At 71.1% G+C, this 22,030-nt stretch carries 21 protein-coding genes; 12 read left to right on the forward strand and 9 right to left on the reverse strand.

The window, feature by feature from the left end:
* Positions 1-40 precede the first annotated feature (40 nt).
* On the reverse strand, positions 41-2,275 hold the full coding sequence (gene tkt / locus ACFWRV_RS17550; RefSeq protein ID WP_384335162.1) for a transketolase: 2,235 nt from the start codon (positions 2,273-2,275) through the stop codon (positions 41-43).
* Positions 2,276-2,478: 203 nt separating this feature from the next.
* On the opposite strand from tkt, the gene ACFWRV_RS17555 reads away from it, so the two are divergent.
* The 4 genes from ACFWRV_RS17555 to ACFWRV_RS17570 all read left to right on the forward strand — a co-directional run bounded on the left by ACFWRV_RS17555 (position 2,479) and on the right by ACFWRV_RS17570 (position 4,956).
* Positions 2,479-2,853, forward strand: coding sequence for a hypothetical protein (locus ACFWRV_RS17555; RefSeq protein WP_384335165.1), 375 nt, complete (start codon positions 2,479-2,481; stop codon positions 2,851-2,853).
* Between the two features lie 218 nt (positions 2,854-3,071).
* Positions 3,072-3,713 (forward strand): superoxide dismutase, encoded by a 642-nt coding sequence (locus ACFWRV_RS17560; protein ID WP_200742969.1) that lies wholly within the window; start codon positions 3,072-3,074, stop codon positions 3,711-3,713.
* Positions 3,714-3,871: 158 nt separating this feature from the next.
* Positions 3,872-4,216, forward strand: a complete 345-nt coding sequence (locus ACFWRV_RS17565; RefSeq protein WP_384335168.1) for a metalloregulator ArsR/SmtB family transcription factor — start codon at positions 3,872-3,874, stop codon at positions 4,214-4,216.
* Complete coding sequence (locus tag ACFWRV_RS17570) at positions 4,213-4,956, forward strand: DUF2071 domain-containing protein (RefSeq protein ID WP_384335171.1); 744 nt, start codon at positions 4,213-4,215, stop codon at positions 4,954-4,956. The genes ACFWRV_RS17565 and ACFWRV_RS17570 overlap by 4 nt, the downstream gene beginning before the upstream one ends.
* A 31-nt stretch (positions 4,957-4,987) precedes the next feature.
* Here ACFWRV_RS17570 and ACFWRV_RS17575 read toward each other — a convergent pair whose 3' ends face one another.
* The gene (locus tag ACFWRV_RS17575; protein WP_384335174.1) at positions 4,988-5,494 is read right to left on the reverse strand and encodes a hypothetical protein; all 507 of its coding nucleotides are present in this window, start codon (positions 5,492-5,494) and stop codon (positions 4,988-4,990) included.
* 126 nt (positions 5,495-5,620) lie between these two features.
* Between ACFWRV_RS17575 and ACFWRV_RS17580 the strand changes: the two genes are divergently transcribed.
* Positions 5,621-6,280 carry a CatB-related O-acetyltransferase gene (locus ACFWRV_RS17580; RefSeq protein ID WP_384335177.1) on the forward strand — a complete coding sequence of 220 codons (660 nt, stop codon included), beginning with the start codon at positions 5,621-5,623 and terminating at the stop codon, positions 6,278-6,280.
* A 36-nt stretch (positions 6,281-6,316) separates the two neighbouring features.
* Here the strand turns inward: ACFWRV_RS17580 and ACFWRV_RS17585 are convergent, their stop codons facing one another.
* Positions 6,317-6,700 carry a VOC family protein gene (locus ACFWRV_RS17585; protein WP_384335180.1) on the reverse strand — a complete coding sequence of 128 codons (384 nt, stop codon included), beginning with the start codon at positions 6,698-6,700 and terminating at the stop codon, positions 6,317-6,319.
* 149 nt (positions 6,701-6,849) lie between these two features.
* Here ACFWRV_RS17585 and ACFWRV_RS17590 point away from each other — a divergent pair, with 149 nt between their 5' ends.
* A complete protein-coding gene (locus ACFWRV_RS17590; RefSeq protein ID WP_384335183.1) occupies positions 6,850-7,119 on the forward strand; it encodes a hypothetical protein in 270 nt (89 codons plus the stop codon).
* A 97-nt stretch (positions 7,120-7,216) separates the two neighbouring features.
* Here ACFWRV_RS17590 and ACFWRV_RS17595 read toward each other — a convergent pair whose 3' ends face one another.
* Entirely contained in the window at positions 7,217-7,474 is a 258-nt protein-coding gene (locus ACFWRV_RS17595) for a Scr1 family TA system antitoxin-like transcriptional regulator (RefSeq protein WP_384335360.1), read from the reverse strand.
* A gap of 409 nt (positions 7,475-7,883) precedes the next feature.
* On the opposite strand from ACFWRV_RS17595, the gene ACFWRV_RS17600 reads away from it, so the two are divergent.
* On the forward strand, positions 7,884-8,663 hold the full coding sequence (locus tag ACFWRV_RS17600; protein WP_384335186.1) for an SDR family NAD(P)-dependent oxidoreductase: 780 nt from the start codon (positions 7,884-7,886) through the stop codon (positions 8,661-8,663).
* On the opposite strand, the gene ACFWRV_RS17605 is transcribed toward ACFWRV_RS17600, so the two are convergent.
* Complete coding sequence (locus ACFWRV_RS17605; RefSeq protein ID WP_384335189.1) at positions 8,664-9,074, reverse strand: MerR family transcriptional regulator; 411 nt, start codon at positions 9,072-9,074, stop codon at positions 8,664-8,666.
* 59 nt (positions 9,075-9,133) lie between these two features.
* Between ACFWRV_RS17605 and ACFWRV_RS17610 the strand changes: the two genes are divergently transcribed.
* Positions 9,134-10,051: an NAD(P)-dependent oxidoreductase gene (locus ACFWRV_RS17610; protein ID WP_384335192.1), complete on the forward strand. Its 918-nt coding sequence runs from the start codon at positions 9,134-9,136 to the stop codon at positions 10,049-10,051.
* Positions 10,052-10,108: 57 nt separating this feature from the next.
* Here the strand turns inward: ACFWRV_RS17610 and ACFWRV_RS17615 are convergent, their stop codons facing one another.
* Positions 10,109-10,729, reverse strand: coding sequence for an XRE family transcriptional regulator (locus ACFWRV_RS17615; RefSeq protein WP_384335363.1), 621 nt, complete (start codon positions 10,727-10,729; stop codon positions 10,109-10,111).
* A 335-nt stretch (positions 10,730-11,064) separates the two neighbouring features.
* Between ACFWRV_RS17615 and ACFWRV_RS17620 the strand changes: the two genes are divergently transcribed.
* On the forward strand, positions 11,065-12,516 hold the full coding sequence (locus ACFWRV_RS17620; RefSeq protein ID WP_384335195.1) for an NCS2 family permease: 1,452 nt from the start codon (positions 11,065-11,067) through the stop codon (positions 12,514-12,516).
* 90 nt (positions 12,517-12,606) lie between these two features.
* Here ACFWRV_RS17620 and ACFWRV_RS17625 read toward each other — a convergent pair whose 3' ends face one another.
* From ACFWRV_RS17625 to ACFWRV_RS17635, 3 genes are all read right to left on the reverse strand, one after another.
* A complete protein-coding gene (locus ACFWRV_RS17625; protein ID WP_384335198.1) occupies positions 12,607-12,954 on the reverse strand; it encodes a VOC family protein in 348 nt (115 codons plus the stop codon).
* 62 nt (positions 12,955-13,016) lie between these two features.
* Positions 13,017-13,469: a GNAT family N-acetyltransferase gene (locus tag ACFWRV_RS17630; RefSeq protein WP_384335201.1), complete on the reverse strand. Its 453-nt coding sequence runs from the start codon at positions 13,467-13,469 to the stop codon at positions 13,017-13,019.
* A gap of 51 nt (positions 13,470-13,520) precedes the next feature.
* Positions 13,521-14,171 carry a DsbA family protein gene (locus ACFWRV_RS17635; RefSeq protein ID WP_384335204.1) on the reverse strand — a complete coding sequence of 217 codons (651 nt, stop codon included), beginning with the start codon at positions 14,169-14,171 and terminating at the stop codon, positions 13,521-13,523.
* Between the two features lie 177 nt (positions 14,172-14,348).
* Here ACFWRV_RS17635 and pepN point away from each other — a divergent pair, with 177 nt between their 5' ends.
* The 3 genes from pepN (at position 14,349) to ACFWRV_RS17650 (ending at position 21,864) form a co-directional block, all read left to right on the forward strand.
* On the forward strand, positions 14,349-16,949 hold the full coding sequence (gene pepN, locus ACFWRV_RS17640) for an aminopeptidase N (protein WP_384335207.1): 2,601 nt from the start codon (positions 14,349-14,351) through the stop codon (positions 16,947-16,949).
* A gap of 217 nt (positions 16,950-17,166) precedes the next feature.
* Positions 17,167-18,234 carry a hypothetical protein gene (locus ACFWRV_RS17645; RefSeq protein ID WP_384335210.1) on the forward strand — a complete coding sequence of 356 codons (1,068 nt, stop codon included), beginning with the start codon at positions 17,167-17,169 and terminating at the stop codon, positions 18,232-18,234.
* 321 nt (positions 18,235-18,555) lie between these two features.
* Positions 18,556-21,864 carry a S8 family serine peptidase gene (locus ACFWRV_RS17650; RefSeq protein ID WP_384335213.1) on the forward strand — a complete coding sequence of 1,103 codons (3,309 nt, stop codon included), beginning with the start codon at positions 18,556-18,558 and terminating at the stop codon, positions 21,862-21,864.
* Positions 21,865-22,030 lie beyond the last annotated feature (166 nt).

Raw genomic sequence — 22,030 nt, forward strand, 5'->3', positions numbered from 1 at the left:
CGGTCGGTGGTGGTTTTCGGGGAGCGACGGGAGGCCGGGGCTAGCCGGCGTCCCCGGTGCCGCCCCCGGTCGGGGTCGCGCCGGGGCGTTCGCCGCCGGGCCGGACGGGGCCGGCTGCCGCGCGGATGCTCTCCCGTGCGGCCTCGGCGACCGCGCGGGGCGTGAGGCCGAACTCCTCGTACAGGCGCTGATAGGGGGCGGACGCGCCGAAGTGCTCCAGGCTGACCATGCGGCCCGCGTCGCCCACGACGTCCCGCCAGCCCTGGGCGACGGCGGCCTCGACGCTGACCCGGGCCCGGACCTCCGGCGGCAGCACCGCGTCCTGGTACGCGTACGGCTGGTCGGCGAACCACTCGCGGCAGGGCATGGAGACCACCCGCGCGTCGTGCCCGTCGGCGGCCAGCAACTCGCGCGCCTCCAGGGCGATGTGGACCTCGCTCCCGGTGCCGACGAGGATGACGTCCGGGGTGCCCTTGGCGCTGTCGGCGAGGACGTAGCCGCCGCGGGCGGCCCCCTCGGCGGAGGCGTGCGCGCCGTCGCCCTCGCCCCGCTCCAGGACGGGCAGCGGCTGCCGGGTCAGGGCGAGTCCGGCGGGCCGGTCGTGGTGCTCAAGGACGGTGCGCCAGCAGACGGCGGTCTCGTTCGCGTCGGCGGGCCGTACGACGTCGAGGCCGGGGATCGCGCGGAGGGCGGCCAGTTGCTCGACGGGCTGGTGGGTGGGGCCGTCCTCGCCGAGGCCGATGGAGTCGTGCGTCCAGACGTAGGTGACCGGCAGCTTCATCAGGGCGGCGAGCCGTACGGCCGGGCGCATGTAGTCGCTGAAGATCAGGAACGTACCGCCGTAGGGGCGGGTGAGGCTCTGCAGGGCGATGCCGTTGAGGATCGCGGCCATGGCGTGCTCGCGGATGCCGAAGTGGAGCGTACGGCCGTAGGGGTTGCCCGGGAACTCGCCGGTCTGCTTGGACTCCGGCACGAAGGACGGCTCGCCCTCCATGGTGGTGTTGTTGCTCCCCGCGAGGTCGGCCGAGCCGCCCCACAGCTCGGGCAGCACGGGGGCCAGCGCGGTGAGCACATCGCCGGAGGCCTTGCGGGTGGCGATGCCCTTGGGGTCGGGGTCGAAGACGGGGAGGCTGTCGGCCCAGCCGTCGGGCATCTTGCGTTCCCGCAGCCGGTCGAGGAGTGCGGCGCGCTCGGGGTGGGCGGCGCGCCACACCTGGTAGCGGGGCTCCCAGGCGCGGTGGGCCGAGGCCCCGCGCTCGACGACCGCGCGGGCGTGGGCCAGTACGTCGTCCTCGACGGTGAAGTCGGCGTCCGGGTCGAAGCCGAGCAGCTTCTTGGTGGCGGCGACCTCGTCGTCGCCGAGCGCGGAGCCGTGGGCCTTGCCGGTGTTCTGCTTGGTGGGCGCGGGCCAGCCGATGATCGTGCGCAGCAGGATCAGGGAAGGCCGGCCGCTCTCGCTCTTCGCGGCCTCGACGGCGGCGAGCAGGGCGTCGACGTCCTCGACGTAGTCGCCGGTCCGGGTGAAGTCGACCGTCTGGACATGCCAGCCGTACGCGGCGTAGCGGGCGGTGACGTCCTCGCTGAACGAGATGTCGGTGTCGTCCTCGATGGAGATGTGGTTGGAGTCGTAGAAGACGACCAGGTTTCCCAGCTCCTGGTGTCCCGCCAGCGAACTGGCCTCGCTCGTCACGCCTTCCATCAGGTCGCCGTCGGAGGCGACGACGTACACGTGGTGGTCGAAGGGGCTCGTGCCGGCGGGTGCGTCGGGGTCGAGGAGGCCGCGCTCGCGCCGGGCCGCCATCGCCATGCCGACGGCGGAGGCCAGCCCCTGCCCCAGCGGGCCGGTGGTGATCTCGACGCCCCGCGTGTGGCGGTACTCCGGGTGGCCGGGGGTGCTGGACCCCCAGGTGCGCAGCGCCTCCAGGTCCGACAGCTCCATGCCGTACCCGCTCAGGTACAGCTGGATGTAGAGGGTGAGGCTGGAGTGGCCGCAGGAGAGCACGAAGCGGTCCCGGCCGAGCCACTGGTCGTCGGCCGGGTCGTGCCGCATGACGTGCTGGAACAGCAGGTACGCCAGAGGGGCCAGGCTCATCGCGGTGCCCGGGTGGCCGTGGCCCGCCTTCTGCACGGCGTCGGCCGCCAGCAGCCGGACGGTGTCGACGGCGCGGACGTCGAGCGGCCCCCAGCCCGCCGCCTCCGCGAGGGGCGGGGCCAGCTTCGGATCACGGCCGCGGTCCGGGCCGTCCGGCGCTTCGGGGGCGTTGGGGGGTGCCATCAAGTCCTCCTGATCGGTGGGGCGGGCGGCGAGCGGCACACCTGCGGTCCCCGCCCCCAGCCGCCCGGCTGCATGGCCGGGTCCCCCGGGAAGCGGCGTCCAAACCTGGGCGCCCGCGGAGAGAGGCTGGCGAGACGACGGAACGCCTTTATAGCAAGAAAAGGGAGGATAATAGGACACCCGACGAGAGCGAGAGGCTCACCATGTCGAAGAAACCGCCCCGGCACGGCGAGGGGCCGAGCAGATTCAAGGGCGAGGGGCAGCACGGCTGGTCCCCCGATGTCGACGAGGAGTCCCAGCAGGCCAACCCCAGTGCGCACCGCTCCTTCCACCCGGACACCTACGCCCCGGAGCCGGACAGGCCGCGCAAGAAGCCGACCGACGAGGAGAAGCGCGCCTCACTGGAAGGCACCACGTCAGAGGGCGCCACCCGGAGCGGCGAGGACCGCGGCAAGGACGCCGACATGCGCGACACCGGCCGGCGGGGCAGGTCCCGGCGTCCCAGCGGCGAGAAGGACGCGTCCGCCCATACGGGCGTCGACCCGCAGGAGCGGAAGGGCAGCGACCCCACCCACTGAGCCACCCACCCCAGCGGGCGGGCCCGGCCACCCTCACCGGCCGGGCCCGCCCCGCACGCCCGGCGATCCGCGTTCCCGCCCCGCCGCGCCGCAGGTCCTAGGCCGAAGGGCTGATCACTTCGCGGACCTTCCTGCTGTTAGCCTGCTCCTAGATTGCTCCTGCATATAGGTTGCAATAACAACTGGACGGCATTCCCAGCAGTCGGAGGGTTCGAACCATGGCCACGTACACGCTCCCGGAACTCCCGTACGACTACGCGGCGCTCGAACCGGTCATCAACCCGCAGATCATCGAGCTGCACCACGACAAGCACCACGCCGCGTACGTCAAGGGTGCGAACGACACCCTGGAGCAGCTGGAAGAGGCCCGCGACAAGGAGGCCTGGGGAGCGATCAACGGCCTCCAGAAGAACCTCGCGTTCCACCTCTCCGGCCACATCCTGCACTCGATCTACTGGCACAACATGACCGGCGACGGCGGCGGCGAGCCCCTCGCGGCGGACGGCGTGGGCGACCTGGCCGACGCGATCACCGAGTCCTTCGGCTCCTACGCGGGCTTCAAGTCCCAGCTGACGAAGGCCGCGGCCACCACCCAGGGTTCCGGCTGGGGCGTGCTCGCGTACGAGCCCGTGAGCGGCAAGCTGATCGTCGAGCAGGTCTACGACCACCAGGGCAACGTCGGCCAGGGCTCGGTCCCGATCCTGGTCTTCGACGCCTGGGAGCACGCCTTCTACCTGCAGTACAAGAACCAGAAGGTGGACTTCATCGAGGCCATGTGGCGGGTCGTCAACTGGCAGGACGTGGCCAAGCGTTACGCCGCGGCCAAGGAGCGCGTGAACGTGCTGCTGCTCGCGCCCTGATTGACGCCGGCGCACCACAGACGTCCTGCCTCGTGATCGTCTTCTCAACCTTCACTTCGGCAGGCGGATGAAAGAAGAGCCCCCGCGAGGACATGACTCGCGGGGGCTCTTCCATGGCACCTGCTTAGATATTTAGCTCATGTGCTAAACATGCACCCATGGAATCACCCGCCGTTCCGGCCGATGACGAGGCGAGCGCCTTCCGCGCGCTCGCCGATCCCACCCGACGCCAGATCCTGGAGGACCTGCGGGACGGTGAGCTGGCCGCCGGGGAGATCGCGAGCCGGTTCTCGATCAGCGCCCCGTCCATCTCACGCCACCTGGGCGTGCTCAAGGGGGCCGGGCTCGTCACGGAGCGCCGGGACGCCAACCGCATCCTCTACTCGCTCGCCGAGGAGCGGCTCGCCCTGTGCGTGGGCCGCTTCCTCAGCACGGTCTGCCCCGAGCAGATCGTCCTCCGCAACACCAGGTGGCGCTCCGCGCCGGAAGGCGACGCCTCATGATCAGACCCCGGCTCTCCAGCGTCATCGAACGCCGTCTCCTGGTGAACTACCGCGTCGACCCGTACGTCGCGGCCGCCCTGCTGCCCGCGCCGCTGCGGCCCCACCTGGTGCGCGGTCAGGCGGTGGCCGGGATCTGCCTGCTCCGGATCGGCGGCGTCCGCCCCGGCTGGGCCCCGGCGGCGACCGGGCTGACCAGCGAGAACGCGGCGCACCGGATCTCCGTCGAGTGGGACGGACCAGGCGGCGTCGAACGCGGCGTCTACATCCCGCGCCGCGACACCGCCTCCCGCCTCAACGCCTTCGCGGGCGGCCGGATCTACCCGGGCGAGCACGGCCGGGCGGACTTCACGGTGCGGGAGGAGGCCGATGCCGTACGGGTGGCCTTCGCGACCCGGGACGGCGAGGTGGAGGTCGACGCGACGGTGGAGGCGGCTGACGAACTGCGCGGCAGCGAGCTGTTCTCGGACCTGGCGGAGGCGTCGGAGTTCTTCCGGCTCGGCAGCCGGGGCCTCTCCCCCAACGCCGGTGGCAGCCACCTGGACGTCCTCGAACTGTCCACGGACGCCTGGAAGGTGACGGCGGGCCGTCCCCGCTCCGTACGCTCCTCGTTCTTCGAGGACCTGGACCGCTTCCCGCCGGGCAGCGCGGTACTGGACAGCGCGCTGGTGATGCGGGGCGTGCCGGCGGACTGGTCGCCGGGGGAGCCGTTCCGGCTGGGGTGCGGGGCGGGGGCAGCGTAGGCCCGTTGCCCGGGCGGTGGGCGCAGGGCTGTCACCGGGCGTCGGCAGCGGGGCACACCGGGTCGGCCACGGCCTCCTGGGCGTCGAACCGCCCGTGCTCGGCGGCGTCGGCGAGGAGCCGCCTGCCCTCGGGCCCCGACGCGGCGAGTAGGTCCGCTTCGCCCCTGAGGTGATCCGCGAGGGCGCAGCAGATCGGGACGGCTTCGGCGTACGGGGTCGCCACCCGGGTGCGCTCGTCGCGGGCGGCGAACGCGAGGGCGTCGTCGAGCAGCCCCAGGGCCGTCGCTCCGGCCTCCGGGTGACCGTGCCGCACGATGGCGAGGAGGAAGGGGGCCGCGACGACGGCCGAGGGGAAGACCGCTCCGCTGTGGTCGTGGACGAGCCCGCCGCCCGCGAGGAGCGAGCCGGCGTCGGCGGCCCGGACGAGACCCGTCGCGGTGGCGAGGGCGCGCAGGCCGGTGGCGGCGCGGTCGGGCTCGTACAGGCCGGCGGGGCCGGGTACGCGGCTCCAGTCCACTGCGGCAATCGCGTTCAGCACTTCTGCATCGTCCCATCCCGGCCGGGCGGAAAAATACCCGCGGCCGGCCGGGCCCGGATGTCACGATGACCTTGGCACGCCTGCCCGTACGCCCTCGCATCAGCCCTCTCCCCGGAAGCGACCTCCATGAGTTCTGCGCCCGCGCCCGTCCCGGCGGACCCCACCGTCCTGCACCCGATGCCCGGCCAGCCACGCGTGGTGCAGCTGAAGCCCCTGGTGACGTCGGAGCTGGTGGAGGTCGGCGACTACTCGTACTACGACGACCCCGAGCACGCCACGGAGTTCGAGACCCGCAACGTGCTCTACCACTACGGCCCGGAGCGCCTGGTGATCGGCAGGTTCTGCGCGCTGGGCACGGGGGTGCGGTTCATCATGAACGGCTCCAACCACCGCATGGACGGCCCGTCGACCTTCCCGTTCCCGACCCTGGGCGGCTCCTGGGCCGACCACTTCGACCTGCTGACAGGGCTGCCCAACCGGGGCGACACGGTGATCGGCAACGACGTCTGGATCGGCTACGAGGCGGTGATCATGCCGGGCGTCCGCATCGGACACGGCGCGATCATCAGTTCGCGGTCGGTGGTCGTCTCGGACGTCCCGGACTACGGCATCGTCGGCGGCAACCCGGCCCGCCTGATCCGTACCCGGTACGAGGAGGCGGACATCGCGCGCCTGCTGGCGGTGGCCTGGTGGGACTGGCCGGCGGACCACCTGACGCGCCACATCCGTACGGTGATGTCGGGCACGGTGGCCGAGCTGGAGGCGGCGGCGCCGGAGACGCCCTGAGCCGCCCAGGACACCGGCCCGATCGGCGTGAGAGCGTCAGGAGTGCGCTGCGGCCCGGTCGGACTCGCTGCGCAGAACGCAGAATTCGTTGCCTTCGGGGTCAGCGAGGACGGCCCAGCCCGAGCCGTCGGGATTCCGGTGATCGGCGACGAAGGTGGCACCGAGGTCCAGCAGCCGGTCCACCTCCCGGTCGCGCGAGGTGTCAGGGCGCAGACACAGATGGATCCGGTTCTTGACCGTCTTGGCCTCGGGCACCTGGTTGAAATACAGCACCGGGCCCTCCGCCAGCAGCACCTGGGTCTCCTGGGCGCCGGGCCGGTCCTCCGGATCCATCGGACGACCTGTCACACCGCTCCAGAAGCGGGCCAGCTCATAGGCGTCCGCACAGTCGATCGCCACGTTCTGCAGTACCGAGATCATGCGGGTGAGCCTTCCTGATCTCTCCGCCGAACGCCACCGCTTTGCCCTGTCCCCTTCGCGGCGGGCCGGGACAGAATGGGCGTGTGCTTCCTCATCGGCTGCTGTGGCGTGACCCCCGGCCCATCCCCCGGTTCAACCGCCAGGAGCCGGTGACGCTGATCGTTCGTGACCCCGGTTTCCACGAGGCGACCGACGAGGACGACTGTGCGACGTTCTGGTACTTCTGCCAGGCTCACGACCGCGCCTATCAGCACGAGGCCTGCGGGGACGGCGCGCATCTCGTGGCTCTGCACTGTGCAGAACACGGACCCGAAAGCATGTGGCCGCAGCCCCGCATGCTCATGTTCCCGGCAGGATTCGAGCCGCCCCTCAGCGAGGCGCAACTCGGCCGGCTGCAAGCGGAGTGGGATGCCGACTGAGCGTGATCCGCGATGCCCGGCTGCGGAGGCACAGGGTTCTGCTGCCCGCCCTGCGAGGCGCTGAACTTCTTGAACTCCGTGACGATCTTCTGGCTGTTCATGTCGGCTCTTTCTCAGACTCGGGAAGGCCGGCGAGGCACTCGCGCAGGAACGTGAGGGTCTGTGCGGGCGTCAGGGCAGAGGAGCGAAGCGCTTCGAAGATCTGGGCATGCGTAGCCATCTCCTCCAGATCCTCGATGATGACCGTGCTCGTAGTGCCGTCGAACGCGACCGCGGCGGGCGCTGGTTCGGGCCCGAAGTGATAGATCACGAAGTGTGAAGTCATGTGCGCCGCCTGCCACTCCGAAGCCGGCAGCCTGGAGGTCGCCGACTCCTACCAGTGGCTGATGACGGAGCTCCGCAAGCCCACCGACGACGAGGAGTCCGGCCGGGGCCTGCGCCCACCGCGTCTACCGGTTCGCCACCCTTCCCCTGTGCCCGGCCCTCCTGCGCGACCTGGTCACCCGCACCGTCACCTCGTGCGCGCACGTCGACCATCACCCCGGCCCGCACTCCTGGGCCGTGACGGACCCCCTCGGCGGCCTCATCGCCGAGCGCATCCACGGTGAGGTCCGGCAGCTCACCGCCGAGGAAGTCGGCAACGTCCGCGAGACCGAGGGTCCCTGACGACCCGGCCGATTCACCATCGCGCTGCACCGAGCCGCCTAGACTGAGTCGTTCCCGGGTCCGGCCAGGGGTCCGGCATCGCGAGGGGAGCAGCGATCATGGGGGAACTGGACGGCAGGACCGCGCTGGTGACGGGCGGCTCGCGGGGGATCGGGCGGGCGGTCGCCCTGCGGCTGGCCGCCGAGGGGGCGTTGGTCGCGGTCCACTACGGTGGCAACGAAGCGGGAGCGGCCGAGACCGTGGCGCGGATCGCCGAAGCCGGCGGGCGGGCGTTCGCGGTGCGGGCCCGGTTCGGTGAGAGCGGGGCGGTGGACCGGCTGTTCGAGGGGTTCGGTGCCGGGCTGAAGGACCACGGTGCGGACGGCCTGGACATCCTCGTCAACAACGCGGGCACCCATTCGGTCAGTCCGATCGAGCAGCTCACCGAGGAGGAGTTCGCACGGGTGCTCGCGATCAACGTGAGCACTCCGGTCTTCGTCGTCCAGCGGGCGCTGCCGTTGCTGCGGGACGGCGGGCGGATCATCAACATGGGCTCGGCCGCCACCCGGATCGCGAACCCCGTGCAGATCGGCTACACCGTCAGCAAGGCGGCACTGGCCGCTCTCGGCCCGTCGCTCGCCAATGAACTGGGCCGGCGGGGCATCACCGTGAACACGGTCGAACCCGGAGTGGTGCTGACCGACATGATCGGCGACTACGCCACGGTTCCCGAGGCGGTGGCCGCCCTTGAGTCGATCACCGCGCTCGGACGGATGGGCCTGCCGGAGGACGTCGCCGACGTGGTGGGCTTCCTGGCGGGCCCGCGGGGGCGCTGGATCACCGGCCAGGCCATCGACGTCTCCGGGGGCACCTACCTCGGGCCGCTCATGCCCGGGTGATCACGTCGCTTCGCCGCCCCTGGGCATCGCCGCGCACGCCTCATCGTCGGTCACCCCCGACACCGCCGTGACCTCGATCAGCGCGTCCAGCCGGTCGCGTGCGGCCAGGAGGGCGGCGGCGGCCGCGTCGATGCGCGCGCGTTCGCGGTGCAGGTCGGGGAGCATGCTGGAGCAGGCTGGCTCCAGGATGCGGTCTTCGTCGACCATGCAGGGCAGCAGTTCGGCGATGGTGGCCGTGTTGAGACCGGCGGCCAGCAGCATGCGGATGCCCCGTACGGCGACGACGTCCGCGTCCTCGTAGTCGCGGTAGCCGCTCGGGCGGCGGGCCGGCGACAGCAGGCCCTGCTCCTCGTAGTAGCGCAGCAACCGCTGGCTGACGCCCGTCCGGCGGGAGAACTCCCCCATGCGCATATGACGACCACCACGTTCGGTTGACTCTCACACCGGTGTGAGACACCAGTCTATTCCGCATGACGCATCAACAGCCCTCCATACGCCCGCAGATCAGCCCCGTGACCGTCATCGGCCTCGGCCCCATGGGGCTCGCCCTCGCCGGAACCCTGCTGAAGAACGGCCATCCCACCACCGTCTGGAACCGCACCCCCGACAAGGCCCGCGATCTCGTCGCCCGGGGCGCGCGGCTCGGGGCGTCCGTGGCCGACGCCGTGGCCGCCAGTCCTCTCACCCTCGTCTGTCTGAAGGACTACACGGCGCTGTACGAGGTGCTCGATCCCGCCGGCGGCGCGTCGGCGGGCCGGGCCCTGGTCAACCTCAACTCCGGTACGCCGAAGGAAGCGCACGCGGCGGCTTCCTGGGCGGCCGAGCGGGGCGCCGCCTATCTGGACGGGGCGATCATGGTGCCGCCGCCGCTCGTCGGGGACCCCCGGTCCGTCTTCCTCTACAGCGGTCCGCGCGAGGTCTTCGACGCCCACCGGGACACGCTGGCGAACCTGGGCGATCCCCGGTACCTCGGCTCCGACCACGGGCTCGCGGTGCTCCACAACGCCGCGTTGCTCGGCCTGATGTACGCGACGATGAACGGCTTCCTGCACGCCACCGCGCTGGTCGGTTCGGCGGGCGTCCCGGCCGCGGAATTCGCCGAGCTCGCGGTGAACCGGTTCCTGCCCACGGTGGTGGACGCGACCCTCGTCGAGCAGGCGCCGGACCTCGACGCGGGCCACTACCCGGGCGACCTGGGCACCATGGAGATGAACCTGAACGCCCTGGAGCACATCGCCCTCACCTGTGAGGAGCAGGGCGTGCACTCCGGGCAGCCCCGGCTGATGCGGGAGATCGCGGCGCAGGCGGTCAGGGACGGCCACGGCGGGTCGAACTATCTGGCGGTGTTCGAGGTCTTCAAGAAGGCGGCGGCGCGGGACGCGCGGTAGCGACGGCGCGGCCCGGCGGGTGCCCGGAAGCCACCGGCCGGGCCCGCCGGGCGTCCCTCAGGAGGACCCCGGCAGCCGGGACCAGAAGTGGTCGACGATGGTCTCGATGTAGCGGCGTCCGTCCTCGCCGGACGCGGTGGTGCCGCCGGCCCGGCTCAGGGTGGCCGCCATGAGGATCTGGTACTCCTGCTGCATGGCCTGCAAGGGGGCCTTCAGGTCGCGGCGGTCCGTGGAGACGAGCTTGGCGATGTCGCGGATGTGCGCCTGCCAGCGCGTGGAGACCGCCTCGGTGAGGAGACGGGCGAGTTCCCCCTCCAGCCCGGTGATGGCGATGAAGTCGCGCGGAGGGAGGCTGAGGACCTCGCCGAGCTTGACGGACTGCCGTTTGTCGCCGGTCCACTGACCGGCCTCCTCCATGAACAGGTACGCGTCGAGGGTCAGGCCCGTGCCGCGGGCGACGTCCTCGGCCGAGACGCCGCGTGCGATGCGGTGTTCGAGCAGGGTGCCGGGACGGCCCATGAGTTCACTGGGCTGACACCACAACGCTCCGGCCAGGGCGGTCAGTTCACCCGCGTCCGGCACATGGGTCCCGCGTTCCCACGCGACCACGTGCTCGGGGGTGATGTGCGACGTCCCGAAGGACGCGCGCATGCCGTAGGCGACATGACCGGGGGCCATCCCGAGCTTCTCGCGCAGAGCGCGCGCTGCCCGCGCGTTGAAGGGGAGTGGTGGGTGCACATACGGAGCGTAGGGGAGCTGTCACCGTCACTTCCATGGCCACTGTCGGCTGCCTGCCGGTTTGACGGAAAAGGTCGCCGTCGATTCCGTAGGAACGCACAGGAGCGAAAAGGTACCAACTAGACGCTCTACGCGGGTAGTTGCGATCCCGTGGGTGCCGCGTATGATCCGCTCGCAAGGTGCCGCATGTGCGTTCGCACAGTGCCTGCCACGCACTGCGGGCAGCACCGGCCCCTCCCTTTCCCCCGTCGTTCGCAGGCCCAGGAGACTCCGTCATGCACCCCAGTCCGACCAGCCCGCCGCCGCCCGACGCGAAGCCCGCCGGATCGGGGGGCGCCGTCGACCGGTTCTTCCGCATCACCGAACGCGGCTCGACCTACGTCCGGGAGATACGCGGCGGATTCGCCACGTTCTTCACGATGGCATACATCCTCGTGCTCAACCCGATCATCCTCGGCGGGGCCGAGGACAAGTTCGGCGAGCAGCTGGACAGCGTGCAGTTGGTCACCGCCACGGCTCTGGTCGCCGCGGTGATGACGCTGATCATGGGTGTGGGCGGCAACCTGCCGCTGGCTCTGGCGGCGGGTCTGGGGATCAACGCCGTCGTGGCCTTCCAGATCGCGCCCCTGATGAGCTGGGAAGACGCGATGGGCCTCATCGTGCTCGAAGGCCTGCTGATCTGTGTTCTGGTGGTGACCGGGCTGCGCGAGGCGATCATGCACGCCATCCCGCAACCTCTCAAGCAGGCGATCAGCGTCGGCATCGGCCTGTTCATCGCCTTCATCGGCTTCGTGGACGCCGGGTTCGTCACCCGTATCCCCGATGCCGCGAACTCCACCGTGCCCGTCCAGCTCGGCACCGGCACGCTCACCGGCTGGCCGATGCTCGTCTTCTGCCTCGGCGTGCTCCTGACGATCGTCCTGGTCGCCCGGAAGGTGAAGGGCGCGATCCTCATCAGCATCGTCCTGATGACCGTCGTCGCCATCGTCATCAACGAGATCGCCGACATCAAGGCGTGGGGCCTGACGTCGCCCTCGATTCCCGGCAACCCCGTCGCCGCACCCGACTTCGGGCTGCTGGGCCAGTTCGACCTGTTCGGATCGTTCGGTCAGGTCAGCGTTCTGACGGTCGTCCTGCTCATCTTCACCCTGATCCTGTCCGACTTCTTCGACACGATGGGCACCGTCGTGGGTGTCACGGCGGAGGCCGGCCTCCTCGACGAGCGTGGCCAGGTGCCCGGTCTCGGCCGCGTCCTGCTCATCGACGGCGCGGCCGCCGTCGCCGGTGGCGCCGCGTCCTCGTCGTCGGCCACCACCTACATCGAGTCCGCGGCGGGTGTCGGTGAGGGAGCCCGCACCGGCTTCGCCAACATGGTCACCGGCGGGCTGTTCGCGCTCGCCCTCTTCCTCACGCCCGTACTGACCATCGTGCCGATGCAGGCGGCGGCGCCCGCCCTCGTCGTGGTCGGGTTCCTGATGATGACCCAGGTCAAGCACATCGACTGGGACCGCTACGACATCGCCATCCCGGCCTTCCTCACCATCGTCGTCATGCCGTTCACCTACTCCATCACCAACGGCATCGGCGCCGGCTTCGTCGCCTACGTGGTCATCAAGGCGTGCCTGGGCAAGGCGCGCGAGGTCCACTGGCTGCTGTGGGGCACCGCGGCGCTCTTCCTCGTCTACTTCCTCATCGACCCGGTGGAGCAGATCCTCGGCATCAAGTAGCGGAAAACCCCGGACGGATCAGTGGATCCCGGGGCCGGTCGCCCCGGGGTCAGCGCGACCTGAGGGCCCCGGCCCGGGCCCGCGGCCCGGTCAGTGGCTGCCGGCGTCCGCCAGACAGAACTCGTTGCCCTCCGGGTCCTTCAGGACGGTCCAGGTCGTCCCCTGCATCGACTGCTCGCCGACCACGGTCGCGCCCAGCTTCGCCAGGCGCTCCACGTCGGCCGGGCGGTCGGGCGAGGCGAAGTCGACGTGCACCCGGTTCTTGGCGGCCTTGGGCTCGGGCACCCGCTGGAAGCCGAGGACCAGCGGGGTGGCCGCGAGGACGACGAACGCGTCGTAGTCCTGGACGTCCTCGACGCCCAGCGCCTCGGCCCACCAGGCGGCCAGCGTCTGGGGGTCGGCGCAGTCGATCGTGATCATCTCCGGTGAGATTCGCATGCTCCTCACCGTACGGCGCAGCACTGACAACACCCTCGCAGCAGGGGGTCCAGTGGGGCCGTTCAGACCAGGGCGACCTCCAGCAGCGGCAGCTCGCGGCCCGGGATGGAGCCGGAGGGGGTGGCGCCGATCCGGACCGCGCCCATGGCCCGGTAGAACGGCTCCGCGTTCGGGTCGGCGTCGATGGTGAGGCGGGTGAAGCCCAGACGGCGGGCCTCGTCCATGGTGTGGAGGAACAGCCGTCGCCCGACGCCCCGGCCGATGGTGTCCGGCTCGACGAACATCATGCCGAGCGCGCCCTTCGGGGGCTGTCCGTCCAGGGTGGTGAAGCCCAGGATCCGGCCGTCCTCCTCGGCCACGGCCGTCCGCCGTGCCGCCACGTCGGCGGGCCGGATCGTCAGCTCCTCCCGGCACGCGGCCAGGAACTCCGCGTCGTACTCCCAGTGGCCCTTCGACCGCAGGGCCAGCTCCGTCAGTGCGGCGGCCTCGGCCGCCTCGCCCGCGCGTATCCGCATGGGGCCAGTCTTCCCCATGCGGATACCCGCACCCACGGATTTCGGCAGGCGTCAGTCGAAGATCGGGCCCTGCGTACGGGTCCGCTTGATCTCGTAGAAGCCGGGGATGGAGGCGACCAGCAGGGTGCCGTCCCAGAGCTTCGCCGCCTCCTCGCCCTTGGGGGCGGGAGTGACGACCGGGCCGAAGAAGGCGACCTGCTCGCCGTCCGTGCCCGGGACGGCGATGACCGGGGTGCCGACCTCCTGGCCGACCATGTCGATGCCCTCCTTGTGGGAGGCCCGCAGCTCGGTGTCGTACCGGTCGGAGTCGGCGTACTCCGCGAGGTCGGCGGGCAGGCCGACGTCCTTCAGCGCGGCGGCCACCGCCTCGCGGGTGGGGCCCTCGCCGTTGTTGTGGAAGCGGGTGCCGAGCGCGGTGTAAAGGGGGCCGACGACCTCGTCGCCGTGGAGCTGCTGGGCGGCGACGACGACCCGGACCGGGCCCCACGCCCTGTTCTCCAGCATGTCCCGGTAGTCCTCGGGCAGCTCGTCCAGCTTGTCCTCGTTCAGGACGGCCAGGCTCATCACGTGCCAGCGGACCTCGACATCGCGGACCTTCTCCACTTCCAGCATCCAGCGCGAGGTCATCCACGCCCAGGGGCAGAGCGGGTCGAACCAGAAGTCGACCGGGGTCTTGCCGTTCGCCGGGGTGTTCTCGGACATGTCTCTCCTCAGAAGGCGTGTTCCACAGCTGGGTGTGTTCCACGGACCGCGTGTTCCACCTGCGGGGGAGAACGCCTCCGAGGGTCGGCCCATTCCCTGGCTGCCACCGCCGGAAGACGCGTGCAAGGATCAATGGGTTCGAACACGACACATGACGCGCGTCACGAAGGAGTGCCCGTGCCCGGTGAAAACCTGTCCCGCGACGAGGCCCGGAAGAGGGCCGAGCTGCTGACCGTCGACGGATACGAGGTCGCTCTCGACCTGCGGTCCGCCGTCGGCGAGCCCGAGGGGGCCGACGGGGGCGAAGGGGAGGCCGGTCCGCGGACCTTCCGCTCGCTGACCACGATCCGGTTCCGCGCCGCCCGTGCGGGCGCCTCGACCTTCGCCGACCTGGTGGCGCCGGGTGTGGACGCGGTGACCCTGAACGGGACGGCACTCGACCCGGCCGTCGTGTTCGACGGGACGCGGGTGGCGCTGGACGGCCTCGTCGAGGGTGAGAACGTGCTTGTGGTCGACGCCCGCTGCGCGTACAGCCGGACCGGCGAGGGCTTGCACCGCTTCGTCGACCCGGAGGACGGCGAGGTCTACCTCTACACGCAGTACGAGCCGGCCGACGCCCGCCGCGTCTTCGCCAACTTCGAACAGCCCGACCTCAAGGCCCCCTACCGCTTCCGGGTCACCGCTCCCGAGGGCTGGCGGGTGTGGTCCAACGGGGCCGAGGAGTCGCGGGAGGGCGGGGTGTGGACCTTCGCCGAGACGAAGCCGATCTCCACCTACATCACGGCCGTCGTCGCCGGCCCGTACCACTACGTGAGCGATCACTACAGCCGTACGTTCGACGACGGCACCACGCTGGAGATCCCGCTCGGCGCGATGTGCCGCAAGGGGCTCGCCAAGCACTTCGACGCGGACGACGTCTTCCTGATCACCAAGCAGGGCCTGGACTTCTTCCACGACCACTTCGACTACCCGTACCCCTTCGGGAAGTACGACCAGGCGTTCGTGCCCGAGTACAACCTCGGGGCCATGGAGAACCCGGGCATGGTCACCTTCCGCGAGGAGTACATCTACCGCGGCAAGGTCACCTCGGCCGCCTACGAGCGGCGGGCCAACGTCATCCTGCACGAGATGGCGCACATGTGGTTCGGCGACCTGGTCACCATGGAGTGGTGGGACGACCTGTGGCTGAAGGAGTCCTTCGCGGACTTCATGGGCTCCTTCTCGATGGTCGAGGCGACCCGTTTCACCAACGGCTGGATCACCTTCGCCAACAACCGCAAGGCCTGGGCCTACCGCGCCGACCAGCTGCCCTCCACACACCCCATCACGGCCGACATCCGTGACCTGGAGGACGCCAAGCTGAACTTCGACGGGATCACGTACGCCAAGGGCGCCGCCGTCCTGAAGCAGCTCGTGGCGTACGTGGGGCGCGAGGCGTTCCTCGAAGGCGCGCGGCGCTACTTCAAGAGCCACGCCTACGGCAACACGCGCCTGGGCGACCTGCTGTCGGTGCTCGCCGAGACCTCGGGCCGGGACATGACCGCCTGGTCGCGCTCCTGGCTGCAGACGGCGGGCGTCAACGTGCTCACTCCGGTGCCCACGTACGACGCGGCGGGCGTCCTCACCGAGCTGGCCGTCGTCCAGGAGGCCGCCGCCTCGCACCCGGAGCTGCGCCCGCACCGCGTCGCGGTCGGCCTGTACCGGCGTACGCCGGAGGGCGAGCTGACGCGTTACGCGCGCGCCGAGGTGGACGTGGCCGGTGAGCGGACCGTGGTGGAGGCGCTGGCCGGCTCCGAGCGGCCCGATCTGATCCTGGTCAACGACGACGACCTCACGTACTGCAAGGTCCGCTTCGACGAGGGGTCGCTGGCCACGCTCCGCGGCCACCTGGGCGAGATCACGGACCCGCTGGCCCGCGCCCTGTGCTGGTCGGCCCTGTGGAACCTGACCCGGGACGCGGCTCTGCCGGCCCGCGACTTCGTCGCGCTGGTGCTGACGCACGCCGGGCGGGAGAGCGACATCGGCGTGCTCCAGATGCTGCACGCCTGGACGCAGTCGGCGCTGGTCAACTACGCGGCGCCGCAGTGGCGCGAGGAGGGCGGCCGGGCGGCCGCCGAGGGCGCGCTGCGCGCGCTGCGGGCCGCGGAGCCGGGCAGCCAGCACCAGCTGACCTGGGCCCGCTTCTTCGCGGCGGTCGCCTCGTCCGAGGCGGACTTCCAGCTGCTCGGCGGGCTGCTGGACGGCACGGCCCGGATCGACGGGCTCGATGTCGACCAGGAGCTGCGCTGGGCCTTCCTCTCCCCGCTGGCCTCGCACGGGGCCGCGAACGAGGCGGCCATCGACGCCGAACTGGCCCGCGACGACACGGCGTCCGGCAAGCGCCACCACGTACGGTGCCTGGCCTCGCGTCCCTCGGAGGCGGTCAAGGCGCAGGCGTGGGCGGCGGTCGTGGAGTCGGACAAGCTGTCCAACGCGCTGGTCGAGGCGACCATCGCGGGCTTCGGGCAGCCTTCGCAGCGGGAGCTGCTGGCCCCGTACGCCAAGCGCTACTTCGAGGTGATCGAGCAGATCTGGGCGGAGCGGTCCATCCAGATCGGCATGCATGTGGTGAAGGGGATGTTCCCCGGTCTCCAGGACAGCCCCGCGACCCTCGCGGCGACCGACGCCTGGCTGGGCGAGCACGAGGACGCGGCCCCGGCGCTGCGGCGGCTGGTGCTGGAGGCCCGGGACGATCTCGCGCGGGCGCTGCGCGGGCAGGAGCGCGACCGCGCCGCGTAACCACGCGGGGGCGTGACCGAGGGGCGCTCGGGTGGGGCGTGTGTGCGGCGCGAAAGCGGCGCTCGCACACCTGCCCGATGCACCCCTCCCTCAATTCCCGGCGCGTCGGCCCTTTTCGGTTGTCGAACGTCCGTACTTTAGGACGGCGTTGTCCGGGAATGTCGACGGGCGTGTAACAGAGGTTAGGGCCCCCTCCATCAGCGGGAAACCCCGGGGCATGACCCAGAACACCCCGCTCTCCTCCCGTCTCCCCCGCGTCCCCCTTCACCCCGATGAGGTGACGCAGCGTGTCCTGTCCGCCGCCCAGTTGAGGGCGCGGGGCGTGTCCGCCGCGCAGACGTCGGCCCAGTGTCTGCCGGGCGGCCCCTGGCAGCACCTGCTGCCGGGGGTCTACCTGCTGCACCCGGGCCCGCCCACCGGCCAGGAGCGGCTGCGCGGGGCGCTGCTGTACGCGGGGCGGCCGCCGGTCTCCGCGCGGCGCGCTCCGGCGGGCCCTGTGGACGCGGGGTACGGCGAGGCGATGGTCACCGGAGCCGCCGCGCTCGCGCTGCACGGCTTCGCCGCGGTCGGGGAGCTGGGGGCGCTGCACCGGATCGACGTGCTGGTCCCCCGCACCCGGCGGCTGCGGTCCACCCGGTTCGTGGAGGTGCTGCGGACCGCCTCGATGCCGGGCGCGGTGCGGGTGGGCGAGGTGCCCGTCGCCCCGGTGGAGCGGGCGCTGGCGGACGCGGTGGCGGGCACGGCCGAGGCGACGGAGGTCCGGCGGCTGCTGACCGAGGCGGTCCGCGAGGGTCACTGCGAACCGGCTTCCCTGGTACGTGAGTTGAGCGAGGCGAAGCTGTTGGGGCGGCCCGCCGTGGTGGGCGCGGTGGACGCGCTGCTGGCCGAGGGGCGGGCGGTGGCGGAGGCGCGGCTGTACGCGATGGTGCGCGAGCACGGGCTGCCGGAGCCGGTGTGGAACGTGGAGCTGCGGCTGCCGGGCGGGCCGGGCCTCGGCGGGGTGGACGCCTACTGGCCCGACCACGCCGTGGCGGTGGAGCTGGACGCCCGGGCGCCCCGGCACGGCGTGCCCGGGCGGCGGGGCGGCGGGGCTCAGGAGGACCCGCAGTGGTCCGCGTACGCCGCGAAGCGGGAGCATCTGGAGCGGCTCGGGGTCACGGTCGTCCGCCTCACGCCCAGGAAGCTGCGCGAGGCGCCGGACCAGCAGGCGACGGTGGTACGGACGGCGCTGATGGCGGCGGCGGACCGGGAGCCGGCCGCGTATGTGATGGTGCTGCCGCGTTGAGCGGGGCGGGAAGGCCACCGGCGGCAGGGCGACCGGCCCGGCGCTGATCCGGCGCCGGTCCGGACCACGAGCGAGGCCGGTCCGGACCACGGGGAGACTGGTCCGGACCAGGGGCTGGCTGGTCCGGACCACTGTTCCCGAACCAGCGCTTCCTGCGGGCGACTTCGCCTCATTCATCCCTGGTGGCGCATTGCCCCCCGTGGCGGATCTGCGCCATGTCACCAACTCGTCTCCGTCAACTCTCCACAAACCTCTGTCATTTACGACAGGGTGAGCGGTCATCCGGTACCGAATTCCGGACTCTCTCTTTCACTTACAGGGATGCTGATGACCAAGGAATCCCCCAGTTCCATACCTGGCGCGAGACGAGCGGCCCGCATCGCGGCCGCGGCGGGCCTTGCGGCCGCCCTCGCCGCCACCGGTGCCACTCCGGTGTTCGCCGCCGACGAGCCGGCCCCGGCCCCCGTCAAACCGGCCGCCACGAGCGACCGGGGCGACAAGCTCGGGACGGCCGACGCCGAGGTTCTCGCCAAGGCGGAGGCCAAGGGCGAGAAGAACGTCACGATGATGATCGCCACCACCCCGGGGGCGACCGAGCAGGTCAGCAAGCAGCTGGACGCCGTCGACGGCTCCGTGCTCGGCCAGACCTACGACAAGCTCGGCTACGTCCGGGCGACGGTCCCGACGCGGAGCGCCGAGTCCACCATCAAGGCGGCCTCCAAGCTCTCCTCCGTCCTCGGCATCGATCTCAAGCAGGAGATCAAGCTGGACGACCCGACGCCCAAGGGCGACCGGGCCGCCGGCGCCAAGCAGCCGAAGGCCACGGGCAGTTACGCGGCTCCGAACAAGAAGACCCCGGCGAAGAACCCGTACAACCCGTCGTTCGAGACGGGCGCGGTCGACTTCGTCGAGAAGAACCCGGAGGCCGACGGCCGCGGGATCACCATCGGCATCCTGGACTCCGGGGTCGACCTCGGTCACCCGGCCCTGAAGAAGACCACCACCGGCGAGCGCAAGATCGTCGACTGGGTGACCGCCACCGACCCGGTGAGCGACGGCGACGGCACCTGGCTGCAGATGTCGCAGACCGTCACCGGCCCGACGTTCACCTCCGGCGGCAAGACGTACGCGGCCCCGGCGGGCAGCTACAAGTTCGCCACCTTCGCCGAGTCGGCCACCACGGGCGGCGACATGGCGGGCGACCTCAACCGCGACGGTGACACCACCGACGTCTGGGGCGTGCTGTACGACCAGGTGACCGGCACCACGCGGGTCGACCTGAACAGCAACGCGGACTTCGCCGACGACACGGTCCTCAAGCCGTACAAGGACAAGTTCCAGGTCTCCTACTTCGGGGAGGACGACCCGCGGACCCCCGTCGTCGAGCGCATCCCGTTCGTCGTCGAGACCCGGAAGAACGTGGTCTACAACGCGGCCGGCGCCAAGGCCGACTACGTCAACATCGGTGTCATCGAGGGCTCGCACGGCACGCACGTCGCGGGCATCACCGCGGCCAACGGGCTGTTCGGCGGCGAGATGGACGGCGCCGCTCCCGGCGCCAAGGTCGTCTCCTCGCGCGCCTGCACCTGGTCCGGCGGCTGCACCAACATCGCGCTGACCGAGGGCATGATCGACCTCGTCGTCAACCGCGGCGTCGACATCGTCAACATGTCGATCGGCGGCCTGCCGCCGCTGAACGACGGCAACAACGCGCGCGCCGAGCTGTACAAGCGGCTCGTCGACATCTACGGCGTGCAGCTGGTCATCTCGGCCGGCAACAGCGGCCCGGGACTCAACACCATCGGCGACCCGTCGCTCGCCGACCACGTGATCTCGGTCGGCGCGTCGATCTCCAAGGAGACGTGGGCGGCCAACTACGGCTCCAACGTCACCAAGAAGTACGACATGCTGCCCTTCTCCTCGCGCGGTCCGCGTGAGGACGGCGGCTTCACGCCGATCATCTCGGCGCCGGGCGCGTCCATCAACACCACCCAGACCTGGGCGCCGGGCGGTCCGGTCAAGGAGGCGGGTTACGACCTGCCGGCCGGCTACTCCATGCTCCAGGGCACCTCGATGGCCTCCCCGCAGGCCGCGGGCGCTGCCGCGCTGCTGCTGTCGGCGGCGAAGCAGAAGGGCATCGAGCTTCCCCCGGCCGACCTGCGGGTGGCGCTGACCAGCACCGCGGGCCACATCCAGGACGTGCCCGCGCACGTCCAGGGCTCCGGTCTGATCGACATCGTCAAGGCGTGGAAGCAGATCGCCAAGCAGGGCAAGCCCGCGCACGAGTTCTCGGTGAAGGCCCCGGTCGACACCGCGATCGACTTCGCGCTCAAGGACCCGGGCTTCGGCACCGGCCTCTACGACCGCGAGGGCGGCCTGAAGGTCGGCGAGTCCAAGGTCTACGACGTCGTCGTCACCCGCACCACGGGCCCGGACCGCGACGTCCAGCACAAGCTGACGTGGAAGAACAACGACGGCACCTTCGAGCTCAGCAGCCCCGAGTACGTCTCGCTGCCGCTCGACACCCCGGTCAAGCTCAAGGTCAGGGCCAAGGCGAAGACCGCCGGGGTGCACAGCGCCATCCTCCAGGTCGACGACAAGAAGACCTCCGGCGTCGACCACCAGATCATGACCACGGTCGTCATCGCGCAGGAGCTGCAGCAGCCCGGTTACGCCTACAAGGCCTCCGGCTCGGTCCAGCGCAACGGCACCACGTCGTACTTCGTCAACGTGCCCGAGGGCGCGAAGACCCTTGAGGTCGCCCTCAGCGCCCTGCGCTCGGGCAGCCAGACGCGGTTCATCGCCCTGCACCCGTACGGGACGCCGATCGACCCGACCTCCACGGTCAACTGCTACCCGAACTACGAGAACCCGGCCAACACCTGCCGCCCGGACGCGCGCTCCTACAAGGACCCGCAGCCCGGCGTGTGGGAGATCGAGGTCGAGTCGCGTCGTACGTCGCCGCTGCTGGACAACCCGTACAAGCTGGACGTCGCGCTGCTCGGTGTGGAGTTCGACCCGGCGGTGCGGACCATCGCCGAGGCGAAGATCGGCGCTCCGGCCGCGGTGGACTGGAAGGTCACCAACACCGCCGCCGCCCTCCAGGGCAAGCTCCAGGGCGGTTCGCTCGGCTCCGCCAAGGTGGACAAGCCGTCGATCTCCACGGGTGAGACCCGTCAGACCACGGTGACCATCGGCGCGGGCGTCGAGAAGCTCGACTTCGCCATCGGCGGCACGTCGGACGCCAACGCCGACCTCGACCTGTACGTCTTCCGGGGCGCCACGCAGGTCGGCAGCGGCACCACCGCCGGTTCCGAGGAGGCGGTCAGCCTGCTGAAGCCCGCCGCGGGCACGTACACGGTCGTCGTCGACGGTTACTCGGTCCCGGCCGGGTCGACCACGTACGACTACCGCGACGTGTACTACGCGGCGTCGCTCGGCACGATCAAGGTCGACTCCACCAAGGCGGTGAACCTGGCCAGCGGCGCGTCCGCCCAGGTCGGCGCGGAGGTCGTGGTCGCCGGGGCGGCTCCCGAGGGCCGTCAGTTCTTCGGTGAGGTCCAGCTGGTCAACGCGCGCGGCACCGCCGCGGGCACCGGCAGCGTCGTGATCGAGAAGGTCACGCCGTAACGACCCCTCTGGTACGACGGCGGGGCGGGCGCTCTCACGAGCACCCGCCCCGCCGTGCGTGTTCCTCGTCACAGGCCCCGGTGGCCGCCGCAAGTGTTTCCCCCCGCGGGCACGGATGTTGCAGAATCTGCGGTCCTCGCGCGAGGAGTCCGCAGGTCGGACAATG

This window comes from Streptomyces sp. NPDC058576, from assembly GCF_042718715.1.
In the GTDB taxonomy this organism is placed as follows: Bacteria; Actinomycetota; Actinomycetes; order Streptomycetales; family Streptomycetaceae; genus Streptomyces.

Bases quoted from the DNA above. Each gene is read 5' to 3' on its own strand.
- tkt (WP_384335162.1), bottom strand. From the start codon at position 2,275: ATGGCACCCCCCAACGCCCCCGAAGCGCCGGACGGCCCGGACCGCGGC.
- ACFWRV_RS17555 (WP_384335165.1), top strand. From the start codon at position 2,479: ATGTCGAAGAAACCGCCCCGGCACGGCGAGGGGCCGAGCAGATTCAAG.
- ACFWRV_RS17560 (WP_200742969.1), top strand. From the start codon at position 3,072: ATGGCCACGTACACGCTCCCGGAACTCCCGTACGACTACGCGGCGCTC.
- ACFWRV_RS17565 (WP_384335168.1), top strand. From the start codon at position 3,872: ATGGAATCACCCGCCGTTCCGGCCGATGACGAGGCGAGCGCCTTCCGC.
- ACFWRV_RS17570 (WP_384335171.1), top strand. From the start codon at position 4,213: ATGATCAGACCCCGGCTCTCCAGCGTCATCGAACGCCGTCTCCTGGTG.
- ACFWRV_RS17580 (WP_384335177.1), top strand. From the start codon at position 5,621: ATGAGTTCTGCGCCCGCGCCCGTCCCGGCGGACCCCACCGTCCTGCAC.
- ACFWRV_RS17585 (WP_384335180.1), bottom strand. From the start codon at position 6,700: ATGATCTCGGTACTGCAGAACGTGGCGATCGACTGTGCGGACGCCTAT.
- ACFWRV_RS17600 (WP_384335186.1), top strand. From the start codon at position 7,884: ATGGGGGAACTGGACGGCAGGACCGCGCTGGTGACGGGCGGCTCGCGG.
- ACFWRV_RS17605 (WP_384335189.1), bottom strand. From the start codon at position 9,074: ATGCGCATGGGGGAGTTCTCCCGCCGGACGGGCGTCAGCCAGCGGTTG.
- ACFWRV_RS17610 (WP_384335192.1), top strand. From the start codon at position 9,134: ATGACGCATCAACAGCCCTCCATACGCCCGCAGATCAGCCCCGTGACC.
- ACFWRV_RS17615 (WP_384335363.1), bottom strand. From the start codon at position 10,729: ATGGCCCCCGGTCATGTCGCCTACGGCATGCGCGCGTCCTTCGGGACG.
- ACFWRV_RS17620 (WP_384335195.1), top strand. From the start codon at position 11,065: ATGCACCCCAGTCCGACCAGCCCGCCGCCGCCCGACGCGAAGCCCGCC.
- ACFWRV_RS17625 (WP_384335198.1), bottom strand. From the start codon at position 12,954: ATGCGAATCTCACCGGAGATGATCACGATCGACTGCGCCGACCCCCAG.
- ACFWRV_RS17630 (WP_384335201.1), bottom strand. From the start codon at position 13,469: ATGCGGATACGCGCGGGCGAGGCGGCCGAGGCCGCCGCACTGACGGAG.
- ACFWRV_RS17635 (WP_384335204.1), bottom strand. From the start codon at position 14,171: ATGTCCGAGAACACCCCGGCGAACGGCAAGACCCCGGTCGACTTCTGG.
- ACFWRV_RS17645 (WP_384335210.1), top strand. From the start codon at position 17,167: ATGACCCAGAACACCCCGCTCTCCTCCCGTCTCCCCCGCGTCCCCCTT.
- ACFWRV_RS17650 (WP_384335213.1), top strand. From the start codon at position 18,556: ATGCTGATGACCAAGGAATCCCCCAGTTCCATACCTGGCGCGAGACGA.